The 9,701-nt window shown below is 47.8% G+C and carries 15 protein-coding genes; 13 read left to right on the top strand and 2 right to left on the bottom strand.

From position 1 onward, the window contains the following. The first annotated feature begins 288 nt into the window (after positions 1-288). Complete coding sequence (locus ACE1AQ_RS08705; protein WP_008199733.1) at positions 289-1,035, top strand: hypothetical protein; 747 nt, start codon at positions 289-291, stop codon at positions 1,033-1,035. Positions 1,036-1,081: 46 nt separating this feature from the next. Here the strand turns inward: ACE1AQ_RS08705 and glcD are convergent, their stop codons facing one another. Together glcD and ACE1AQ_RS08695 are read right to left on the bottom strand one after the other, a co-directional pair. After that, the gene (gene glcD, locus ACE1AQ_RS08700) at positions 1,082-2,548 is read right to left on the bottom strand and encodes a glycolate oxidase subunit GlcD (protein WP_008199735.1); all 1,467 of its coding nucleotides are present in this window, start codon (positions 2,546-2,548) and stop codon (positions 1,082-1,084) included. Positions 2,549-2,978: 430 nt separating this feature from the next. Continuing rightward, positions 2,979-3,530 carry a 2'-5' RNA ligase family protein gene (locus ACE1AQ_RS08695; RefSeq protein WP_008199737.1) on the bottom strand — a complete coding sequence of 184 codons (552 nt, stop codon included), beginning with the start codon at positions 3,528-3,530 and terminating at the stop codon, positions 2,979-2,981. Positions 3,531-3,690: 160 nt separating this feature from the next. Between ACE1AQ_RS08695 and ACE1AQ_RS08690 the strand changes: the two genes are divergently transcribed. From ACE1AQ_RS08690 to ACE1AQ_RS08635, 12 genes are all read left to right on the top strand, one after another. Continuing rightward, a complete protein-coding gene (locus ACE1AQ_RS08690) occupies positions 3,691-3,957 on the top strand; it encodes a YciI family protein (protein ID WP_002736524.1) in 267 nt (88 codons plus the stop codon). Between the two features lie 323 nt (positions 3,958-4,280). Then, the gene (gene infA, locus ACE1AQ_RS08685; protein ID WP_002737109.1) at positions 4,281-4,511 is read left to right on the top strand and encodes a translation initiation factor IF-1; all 231 of its coding nucleotides are present in this window, start codon (positions 4,281-4,283) and stop codon (positions 4,509-4,511) included. A gap of 127 nt (positions 4,512-4,638) precedes the next feature. Continuing rightward, positions 4,639-4,752 carry a 50S ribosomal protein L36 gene (rpmJ, locus tag ACE1AQ_RS08680; protein WP_012593611.1) on the top strand — a complete coding sequence of 38 codons (114 nt, stop codon included), beginning with the start codon at positions 4,639-4,641 and terminating at the stop codon, positions 4,750-4,752. A 93-nt stretch (positions 4,753-4,845) separates the two neighbouring features. Then, positions 4,846-5,229 carry a 30S ribosomal protein S13 gene (rpsM, locus tag ACE1AQ_RS08675; RefSeq protein WP_002735415.1) on the top strand — a complete coding sequence of 128 codons (384 nt, stop codon included), beginning with the start codon at positions 4,846-4,848 and terminating at the stop codon, positions 5,227-5,229. A gap of 39 nt (positions 5,230-5,268) precedes the next feature. Then, a complete protein-coding gene (gene rpsK / locus ACE1AQ_RS08670) occupies positions 5,269-5,661 on the top strand; it encodes a 30S ribosomal protein S11 (RefSeq protein ID WP_002735413.1) in 393 nt (130 codons plus the stop codon). A 193-nt stretch (positions 5,662-5,854) separates the two neighbouring features. Further along, on the top strand, positions 5,855-6,796 hold the full coding sequence (locus ACE1AQ_RS08665) for a DNA-directed RNA polymerase subunit alpha (protein ID WP_008199744.1): 942 nt from the start codon (positions 5,855-5,857) through the stop codon (positions 6,794-6,796). A 21-nt stretch (positions 6,797-6,817) separates the two neighbouring features. Continuing rightward, the gene (rplQ, locus tag ACE1AQ_RS08660; RefSeq protein WP_002736334.1) at positions 6,818-7,168 is read left to right on the top strand and encodes a 50S ribosomal protein L17; all 351 of its coding nucleotides are present in this window, start codon (positions 6,818-6,820) and stop codon (positions 7,166-7,168) included. Between the two features lie 2 nt (positions 7,169-7,170). Then, positions 7,171-8,001, top strand: coding sequence for a tRNA pseudouridine(38-40) synthase TruA (truA, locus tag ACE1AQ_RS08655; RefSeq protein WP_110543512.1), 831 nt, complete (start codon positions 7,171-7,173; stop codon positions 7,999-8,001). 123 nt (positions 8,002-8,124) lie between these two features. Continuing rightward, positions 8,125-8,580 carry a 50S ribosomal protein L13 gene (gene rplM, locus ACE1AQ_RS08650; RefSeq protein WP_002735375.1) on the top strand — a complete coding sequence of 152 codons (456 nt, stop codon included), beginning with the start codon at positions 8,125-8,127 and terminating at the stop codon, positions 8,578-8,580. Between the two features lie 4 nt (positions 8,581-8,584). Then, entirely contained in the window at positions 8,585-8,998 is a 414-nt protein-coding gene (gene rpsI, locus ACE1AQ_RS08645) for a 30S ribosomal protein S9 (protein ID WP_002737094.1), read from the top strand. A gap of 19 nt (positions 8,999-9,017) precedes the next feature. Next, on the top strand, positions 9,018-9,251 hold the full coding sequence (gene rpmE / locus ACE1AQ_RS08640) for a 50S ribosomal protein L31 (RefSeq protein WP_008199752.1): 234 nt from the start codon (positions 9,018-9,020) through the stop codon (positions 9,249-9,251). A gap of 210 nt (positions 9,252-9,461) precedes the next feature. Further along, positions 9,462-9,701: transposase (locus ACE1AQ_RS08635; RefSeq protein WP_374808240.1), on the top strand; the 240-nt coding region annotated here is incomplete at its 3' end.

Raw genomic sequence — 9,701 nt, 5'->3', positions numbered from 1 at the left:
TGTTGGGTAAAACTTTTAGACCTTTTGCCCATCAAAAAGTGCCGACCCTTGGAGTGATTGGGGGGAAAATTCAGGTACTTTTTCCCTGAAAATTAGATAATTGACCAGATGAAAATCTGTAAAACCCTACACCCTACACCCTACACCCTACACCCTACACCCAGAAAAAACTTTTTGCCGCAAACCCTACTTATCTGGAATGGCTTGATTAGTGACTAGGCCACCGAGACCCGGAATAATTTAGCTGTAGCCCTAAAGATAAAACTTAAATATCCAAGGAGAAAATTCATGACTGCCACGACTGACAATAATTCCAATCAACCTCTCGTTAGTTTGCGGGAAATACAAGAACTTTCCATGGCAATTACCGCCAAAAGCCTCAATCCCGCCATGCTAACGGTTGATTTCCTCAAATATTCGGGAATAGTTCCCCCCGACTGGGAATTAAATGGCCAGCCGGCACTCAATCCTAATTACGCTCAAGTTAATTTTCAAAATGGTATCAGCATCGTCGCCCAACCTCGGAAAATTACCTTTGTGGAGATAATTAACTCTCCCGATAGCCTGAACCTGAAACTGCCAGAAATTGTTGGTTTATATCTAGATAAACTCCCTTTGGCCGAATATCAAGCCCTGAGTATCGCCCCGAAAAGCATTGTTCCTCTCCCTAGTAGCCCCGATGCCGCTAAAAAATATATCACCGAAACCCTTCTGGCCCCCGGTCCCTGGCACAATTTCGGCACAGCCCCCCTACAAGCCAGCATAAATCTACTTTATCAGTTAGAAACCTCTCAGCTATCCGTGGCGATTAACGAGGCAAAATTGCAATTACCCGATGGCAAAACTTTGGGAGCATTGTTATTTGCCGGTAACTTTAACTATAATCTGGCCGAGGGCAGCAATCGATTAAATCTGCTCAAACAATATCTGGGACAATGGCAAAAAGATCTAGAGATTTTCCGAGAATTAGTCACCCAGCGTTTTCTGGAAAGACAAGTCCCAGTTTTCCCCTCTAATATCAATCTGCCCTCATGACCCAAGGTGGACTGTAATCAGTAATCAGTCAATACTTGCCGATAACCTAAAACACATCCACCCCCGCAAAGCCTTGTATTTTGGCATTAGCGGCTTCCCCACAGCTGCGCGGGGTGGGGAATAATTTTCCCGGGTTAGCTAAACCTTTGGGATTAAAACAGTCCCGCACATAGCCCATAGTTTCTAAGTCAATCTCGTTGAACATGGCGGGCATATAACAATTTTTATCGATGCCGATACCGTGTTCCCCCGATAAACTGCCGCCAACCCGCACACAAAGTTTTAGAATTTCACCGCCTAATTCCTCCACTTCTTCCCAGGCACCCTCCACCTTGTTATCGTAGAGAATCAACGGGTGTAAATTGCCATCCCCGGCGTGGAAAACATTGGCGATTTTATAGCCATATTTTTCACTTAAAGCCTTAATTTCCTGAAGAACATAGACCAATTGAGTGCGGGGAATCACCCCATCTTGCACAAAATAATTAGGGCTAATTTTCCCCGCCGCCGCAAAAGCCGCTTTTCTGCCCTTCCAGAGTTTTAAGCGGGTTTCGGCATCATTAGCCGTGGTGATGTTTCTCGCCCCATTTTGACGGCAAATCTCGGCAACCCGATGTTTATTCCTGGCGACTTCTACCCCTAAACCATCCAATTCCACTAATAAAACTGACTCGGCATCCCGGGGATAACAGCCGGTAGCTACCACATCTTCCACGGCGTTGATACTGAGATTATCCATAATCTCCATCCCCGCCGGAATCATTCCCGATTTAATAATATCCGCCACCGCTCGGCCCGCCGCCTCGATACTGGTAAAATCAGCCAGTAAAACACAGATAGATTCCGGAGTTTTCAGGATTCTTAGGGTGATTTCCGTGGCGATGCCTAAAGTTCCCTCGGAACCCACAAATAAACCGGTTAAATCATAGCCCGGTTGTTCCGGTACTGCCCCCCCCACATCGATAATTGAACCATCGGGAAGGACGATTTTTAAGCCCATAACGTGATTGGTAGTGACACCGTATTTTAAACAGTGAACCCCGCCGGAATTTTCCGCCACATTACCACCGATCGAGCAGATAATTTGACTAGAGGGATCCGGTGCGTAATAAAATCCCGCCCCGCTTACCGCTTGCGTCACCCAATTATTAATCACCCCGGGCTGTACCACCACCCTTTGATTATCTAAATCAACCCCGAGAATCTGATTCATCCGCGCCGTGACGATGAGAATCCCCTCTTCTAAGGGTAACGCCCCTCCCGATAGGCCCGTACCTGCACCCCTTGCTACCCAGGCAATCTCGTTATCGTGACAGAGTTTCACCACCGCCGCAATTTCTGCGGTGCTGCGGGGCAGTACCACAAGAGCGGGTCTTTGTCTGTATCCTGTGATACCATCGCACTCATAGGTTAATAATTCATCTTTGCGACGGATGACTCCATCTTTACCGAGGATCGTTTCTAGCTCTTTGATCAGATTGGGGGAGATTTTCGGGGGATTTTTGAGTAACATAGGTTTCAGGGCGGCGGAGTCGCCATAAAATCGCTCTATAGGTGAAAATATCGCAAAAAAGCCAGAAATGAAGCTTTAAAAACTGCTCTCTCCTATTTTAGCACTATAACCCCTTCCTCTCTAGAAATCGGGTCTATCTCGCGCTTGCAGCAATACCGACAATCAGCAATTATCAGTGACTTTTAAATTATTACAGATATATCAGCAGCTGTCTGTAAGCATCTCACCGAAAAACTAATGCGCTCCGGGGTTTGGGGGCGGCGCCACGCCCCCAACGGGGGGTTTGGGGGGTTCTACCCCCCAAAAGCTTGGATTGAGTGATAAAATCGAAAGTAACGCCCGATTTTAGCAGAGAGTTTCCCCTTAAAAATCCCAACTTAGTAGATTTACAAAAATGATATGCACCCGCAGAAACCCCCAAGGGTCTGGATTATAGAGGAAATTGCCGATAAATTTCCCAGTGCTTACCGTTATGGATTAGGAGGGTAATTTCATCGATTATCACCTCAAAAAATAGCTCTTGATTAGCATATTTTGACCAAGCTTTCCAGAAATTATCTTTAGTTAAATCTCGGAAGCCAACGGTTAAATGAGGCGAAAAAGCTCGGCTTTTTGAGGCATTATCGCTGATGTTCAAGGAAGATTCTAGCTGCTGTAAAAGCCGTTTTTGCAGGGTTAATAATTCTGGGGTTTTCTGGACATTAATATAAATGACTCGCGGTTTAAAGGCGGCAAAATCTCGGAGAATCAGGGGAATAGGAGAGTGCAAGCGGGCAAATTCCTCTAAACATCTTTCTAAATCCGTTAATTGTCCTAAATTCCACCGGAAAGGGGGTTGGAGAGTGACGTGGGGAGGCGATTTCAGGGCGGCGCGACTATTGTAAATTTCTGCAAACTCTAACTTGATTTTTGTGGCAATTTCCTGTACTTCTGGCGGCGGCAAAAGCGCGATAAAAAATAGAGATCCCTGGGGTTGATTCATAGAAACAAGCAAAGCTACAGAAATGAAGCTGTCACATCGATTCTAGCAGTCTTCCACAACTCTAGCTAATTGTATATCTCTGTTATATTGCACCCTCGACGGTCAAGATTAATCGGTATAATTATATGATTGTTAATCAGTCCTAGCCTCCTGAGAATTTATGCCCTGGTTTGTCAAGATAGAAAAAGGCATTGTTGATAAAACTACCTTTGATCGCTATGTCAGCGCCCATAAGGACTATGTGCGTGATTTAATTAGCCAAGGACGAGCAGCAAAAACCGGTTATTGGGCAGAAAGGGGCGGCGGAATGTTATTATTTAAGGCCGATTCCCTTGAGGAAGCCCAAGCAATTATAGTTCGCGATCCTTTAATCGAGAATGGTTGTGTGGAATACGAACTCCATGAATGGCGAATTGTCGTCGAGTAATCCAGCTTTTCAGGGAACAGTAATCAGTAATCAGTGAAAAGACGGCAATGTTAAGCTGTTGATTATCTAAATATTACTCCCTAATACTGCCTAGTAGTGGGGAGATGGGGGTGGAGAGTGGAATCAGGAGACCACTTCGTGCGCGTTGCGGGGGGAGTGGGAAGATGGGGAGCTTTTTTGCTGTGAACTGAAAACTCGCATCTGATTACTGATTACTGATCACTGATAACTGATAAGCTATACTGGGGGAATTGTGCTGAAAGCACGGTTGATGCTGCCGATCATTAAATTAAATTGTCTCTAGTGAAATTGAGGAATTAACTTTGTCTAAACAAGATCTCATCGAAATGGAAGGAACCGTCACCGAATCCTTGCCCAACGCCATGTTTAGGGTGGATTTAGATAACGGTTTCAACGTCTTGGCCCATATATCTGGCAAAATCCGCCGTAATTATATCAAAATCCTCCCTGGCGATCGCGTCAAAGTGGAACTGACCCCCTACGACCTAACCAAAGGAAGAATTACCTATCGCCTGAAAAATCAGAAAAAATAGCGATAAAGACGGGCAGAGAAGCCAAAAAGCCTAATAAGCAGCCAAATTTATTTTAAAAAGATAGGTGACACGAGTAAAAGAAATCTGATATAATAGTAAGCTTGCAGTGTTGCCAGAATAGTTAGGCATGAAAGTTAGAGCGTCTGTCAAAAAAATGTGCGAAAAGTGCCGCGTCATCCGTCGGCGCGGTCGAGTCATGGTAATTTGTTCCAACCCCAAACACAAGCAGAGACAAGGTTAACCCACCAAAGTCACTGTCTTGGGGCAGAGAATCGTTACCGTTAATTGTAGTCGTTTTTGGAAAAAAAATCGTTCATAGGGAGAAAGAAAAAGCGTGGCAAGGATAGCTGGTGTAGACCTACCTCGCGATAAGCGTGTGGAAATCGCCCTGACCTACCTCTACGGAGTGGGTCTATCGCGTTCCCAAGAAGTCTTATCTGCGACGGGTGTTAACCCTGACACTCGGGTCAAGGATCTCAGCGATGAAGACGTGGCGGCGCTACGGACTTATATCGAGACAAATTATCAAATCGAGGGGGATTTGAGACGCTGGGAGGCGATGAACATCAAACGCCTGGCCGATATCGGCACCTATCGAGGTCGTCGGCATCGGCTAGGATTACCCGTGCGCGGGCAACGGACGCGAACCAATGCGCGCACCCGTCGCGGTCGTCGGGTGACAGTGGCAGGGAAGAAAAAAGCCCCCTCCAAGAAATAATTTTTTATTCATTGCGATATCCCCCAATCAAGAAAAACTATGGCGCGACCAACCAAAAAAACCGGACCGAAAAAACAGAAGAAAAATATTCCTACCGGAGTCGCTCACATTCAATCGACCTTCAACAATACCATTGTCACGATCGCCGATACCAAAGGCGATGTGATCTCTTGGGCATCGGCGGGATCGAGTGGTTTTAAAGGAGCCAAAAAAGGAACCCCCTTCGCCGCCCAAACCGCCGCCGATAACGCCGCCCGCCGAGCAATCGAACAGGGAATGCGTCAACTAGAGGTGATGGTGAGCGGCCCCGGGGCAGGACGGGAAACCGCAATCCGGGCCCTGCAAGGAGCAGGATTAGAAATCACCCTGATCCGGGACGTGACCCCCATCCCCCACAATGGTTGTCGTCCTCCCAAACGCCGGAGAGTGTAAACAGTGAACAGCTTTTTCAGGTGACAGGGAGCTTGAGGCCGACAGCCGTTAGCTTTGCGCGCATCAGCAGCAGCATCGGGTCGTCAAAGACCATCTGCTCAAAAAACTGAACGCCGAACGCTAAAGGCTGAACGCTAAAGAAAACTGAAAACTGATAACTGAAAACTGATAACTGAACAAGGGAGGTCAATCGGTGGCGCAATTTCAAATCGAGTGTGTAGAAGCAAAAACTTACAAGAATCAGAGTCAGTACAGTAAATTTGTACTAGAACCCCTAGAAAGGGGCCAGGGTACAACCGTAGGTAATGCCCTGAGACGGATTCTCATTTCCAATCTGGAAGGGGCGGCCGTGACGGCCCTGCGGATCGCGGGAGTCAATCACGAATTTGCCACCGTCGAGGGGGTACGGGAGGACGTGATGGAACTCATGCTCAACATGAAAGAAATCATCCTCAAAAGTTACACCAATCAAACCCAGATCGGGCGTTTAGTGGCAACTGGACCGGCGACAGTAGTGGCGGCACAATTCGATTTACCCTCGGAAGTCGAGATAGTCGATCGCAATCAGTACGTCGCTACCCTGGCCGAAGGGGCGAAGCTAGAGATGGAATTTCGCGTGGAAAAAGGCAAAGGCTATCGGGCGATCGATCGCAGTAAAGACGAAGCCACTTCGCTAGACTTTCTGCAAATCGACTCGATTTTTATGCCCGTAACCAAAGTCAACTACAGCGTCGAAGATATCCGTTCCGAAAGCGGTCAAGCTAGGGATCGTCTGCTCTTAGAAATTTGGACAAACGGGAGCATTAACCCCAAAGAAGCCCTTTCCCAAGCGGCCGATATGCTGGTTAATCTCTTTAACCCGCTCAAGGATCTCAACGCCCTCGAATCCTCCAGTAACTTTGACGACCAAGAGATCAACCAGGAAAACCAAATTCCGATCGAGGAACTACAATTATCCGTGCGCGCCTACAATTGCCTAAAGCGAGCGCAGATCAACACCGTAGCCGACCTCCTCGATTACAGCCAAGAAGATCTCTTAGAAATCAAAAACTTTGGGCAGAAATCGGCCGAAGAAGTCATTGAAGCCCTACAAAAACGGTTAGGAATCACCCTACCCCAAGAAAAAAGCAAGTAAACCCAATTCCAGGAAAATACCATGAGACATCGGTGTAAAGTGCCTCAATTGGGTCTGCCGGCTGACCAAAGAAAGGCACTGCTGCGCAGCTTAGCCACCCAGCTAATTCGCCACGGTCAGATCACCACCACCCTAGCGAAAGCGAAAGCGGTGCGAGCAGAGGTAGACCACATTATCACCCTAGCTAAAGACGGTTCCCTGAGCGCCCGTCGCCAAGCTATGGGCTACATCTACGATAAACAACTGGTTCATGCCCTCTTTGAAGGAGCCCAGACCCGTTATGGCAGTCGTAACGGCGGTTATACCAGGGTGGTGCGTACCCTGCGCCGTCGCGGGGATAATGCCCCCATGGCGATTATCGAACTGATGTAACGATGACAGCTTGCCCCCAGTCGCGGATCGCCCTAGTTATCCAGTATGTGGGAACTAATTTCCACGGCTGGCAACGGCAACCCCATCACAGGAGCGTGCAGGAAGAAATCGAGAAGGCTCTGGCCGATATTCTCGGTCATGCCGTCACTCTGCACGGGGCCGGACGTACCGATAGCGGTGTTCACGCCGCCGCCCAAGTTGCCCATTTCCAGCAGCAGAGTCCGATCCCACCTGCCCATTGGGCCAAGGTTCTCAATGCTCGGCTAGATGACGATATCGTCATTCGGGCCTCGTCCCGAGTCCCCGATCGCTGGCACGCCCGTTTCTCGGCCCTCTGGCGACGTTATCGTTACACCCTCTATACCGACCCCATCCCCAATCTCTTTGTTAGCCCCTTTAGTTGGCACTACTACCATCGTCCCCTCGATGCCGATTTGATGGCCAGGGCCCTGGCTCCCCTATTGGGTAAGCACCATCTGGCCGCCTTTCACCGTGCTAACTCTAGTCGTGACCATTCTTGGGTAGAAGTACAGGGGGTGGAATGCTACCGTCAAGGGCCGTTTGTACAGATGGAAATTCAAGCCAATGGCTTTTTGTACGGGATGGTGCGCCTATTGGTGGGAATGTTGGTGGAGGTGGGAACTGGTGAGCGATCGCTAGAAAACTTTACCGACATCTGGGTCAATCAGCGCCGAGAATTGGTCAAATACGCCGCACCAGCTAAAGGACTATGTTTACTGCGGGTGGGTTACGCCGATTTTCCCTTTGCCGATAGCGTCTGGTGCGAGACTCAGCCTCTTTATTATTTCCGAGCAGAGGGGATAGGGGAATAGGGAAGTGGGGGAATGGGGAATAGGGAAGTGGGGGAATTTCAACTAAAACCCCAACACCCCAACACCCCAACACCCGGGTCGGCAATAAAAAAAATTATTTTTGTAAACCAAGGCAAACTGACCATGAACAAAACACCTCTACCAAATTTAGAGACTCTAGAGCAGAAATGGTACGTCATCGATGCGGCCGATCAGCGTCTAGGTCGTCTGGCCACCGAAATCGCCATGATTCTACGGGGCAAAAATAAAGCCACCTTCACCCCCCATCTGGATACGGGGGATTTTGTCATTGTTATTAACGCCGAAAAAGTGACGGTGACGGGCAAAAAACGCCAACAGAAAGTTTATCGCCGCGACTCCGGCAGACCGGGTGGGATGAAGGTAGAAAGCTTCGATAAACTGCAAAAACGCATTCCCGAACGGATTATCGAACACGCTGTTAAGGGAATGCTCCCGAAAAATAGCTTAGGTCGGAAATTGTTCACGAAACTGAAAGTTTATGCCGGTGCGGAACATCCCCATCAGGCACAACAACCGGAAGTTTTAGCGATTAATACGATTCCCGCAGGAGGAAATTAAGTCAATGCAAGCCACGGACAGTAAAAATAAGGTAGTTTATTGGGGAACGGGACGACGCAAATCGGCGGTCGCTTCCGTGCGTCTGGTGCCGGGGACGGGGGCAATTACCGTTAACGGTCGCGATGGGGAAACCCATTTTAACCGCATTCCCACCTATATCCAGACGATTAAGGCTCCTCTGGAGACTTTGGGACTGGAAAACGAGTATGATATCATCGTTAAGGCCGAGGGCGGTGGTTTGACCGGCCAAGCGGACGCGGTGAAATTGGGTGTCGCTAGAGCTTTATGTCAATTGGCCCCGGAAAATCGTCCTCCCCTCAAGAGTGAAGGTTATCTGACTCGGGATCCCCGGGCGAAGGAACGGAAAAAATACGGTCTTCACAAAGCGCGCAAGGCGCCTCAATACTCGAAACGTTAGGTTAATAGAGAGGTTTATTATGCCGAAAAAAATTCATCCTACTTGGTATCCAGACGCTAAGGTGATCTGTAATGGTGAACTGGTGATGACGGTGGGTTCGACAAAACCAGAAATTCATGTGGAGGTTTGGTCCGGTAATCATCCTTTTTATACCGGAACCCAGAAGATGATCGATACCGAGGGCCGGGTCGATCGCTTCTTGCGTAAGTACAAAATGGGCGATAAGTCAAGCAAAAAGGCTGATCAGAAATAATTCTTTACTTTTGCCTTTTTGACCCGGTGGGGAAATTTTCCCGCCGGGTTTTTTGCTATTTTTAGGCTGGTAGGGTCATACTAAATCCTGTTTAAAAAGTATAGGATAGTGGGGTGTGGGGTGTGGGGAGAAACAATTCATAATACCAATTCTCCAAAATGTGACTACAGATAGGCTAGAATATCATATTAGTAGAGTTTAAGGAAAAATATGGCAGGAGTTTATAAGATAGAAATATCTGAAAGTGAAGCAGAACTCAAGGAACTGCTTAGAAAAGAAAAAACTGGTTCAGGAAAAGAAAGAATACAGGTATTGTACTTGTTAAAGACAAAAAAGGCAAAAACGGTGACAGAAGCTGCGGAAATGCTAGGAAGAAATAGAGTCACTGTACAAGATTGGTTAGGAAAATATCGTCAAGGAGGACTCGAAAAATTATTGTCTAAAAAAGTC

This window comes from Microcystis sp. BLCC-F209 (genome assembly GCF_041928595.1).
Classification (GTDB): domain Bacteria; phylum Cyanobacteriota; class Cyanobacteriia; order Cyanobacteriales; family Microcystaceae; genus Microcystis.
Note: the sequence above shows the minus strand (reverse complement) of the source record. Positions and strands in the feature narration are given on the sequence as shown.

Coding starts and splice junctions, on each gene's coding strand:
- ACE1AQ_RS08705 (WP_008199733.1), top strand. CDS start 289: ATGACTGCCACGACTGACAATAATTCCAATCAACCTCTCGTTAGTTTG.
- glcD (WP_008199735.1), bottom strand. CDS start 2,548: ATGTTACTCAAAAATCCCCCGAAAATCTCCCCCAATCTGATCAAAGAG.
- ACE1AQ_RS08695 (WP_008199737.1), bottom strand. CDS start 3,530: ATGAATCAACCCCAGGGATCTCTATTTTTTATCGCGCTTTTGCCGCCG.
- ACE1AQ_RS08690 (WP_002736524.1), top strand. CDS start 3,691: ATGCCCTGGTTTGTCAAGATAGAAAAAGGCATTGTTGATAAAACTACC.
- rpmJ (WP_012593611.1), top strand. CDS start 4,639: ATGAAAGTTAGAGCGTCTGTCAAAAAAATGTGCGAAAAGTGCCGCGTC.
- rpsK (WP_002735413.1), top strand. CDS start 5,269: ATGGCGCGACCAACCAAAAAAACCGGACCGAAAAAACAGAAGAAAAAT.
- rplQ (WP_002736334.1), top strand. CDS start 6,818: ATGAGACATCGGTGTAAAGTGCCTCAATTGGGTCTGCCGGCTGACCAA.
- truA (WP_110543512.1), top strand. CDS start 7,171: ATGACAGCTTGCCCCCAGTCGCGGATCGCCCTAGTTATCCAGTATGTG.
- rplM (WP_002735375.1), top strand. CDS start 8,125: ATGAACAAAACACCTCTACCAAATTTAGAGACTCTAGAGCAGAAATGG.
- rpsI (WP_002737094.1), top strand. CDS start 8,585: ATGCAAGCCACGGACAGTAAAAATAAGGTAGTTTATTGGGGAACGGGA.
- rpmE (WP_008199752.1), top strand. CDS start 9,018: ATGCCGAAAAAAATTCATCCTACTTGGTATCCAGACGCTAAGGTGATC.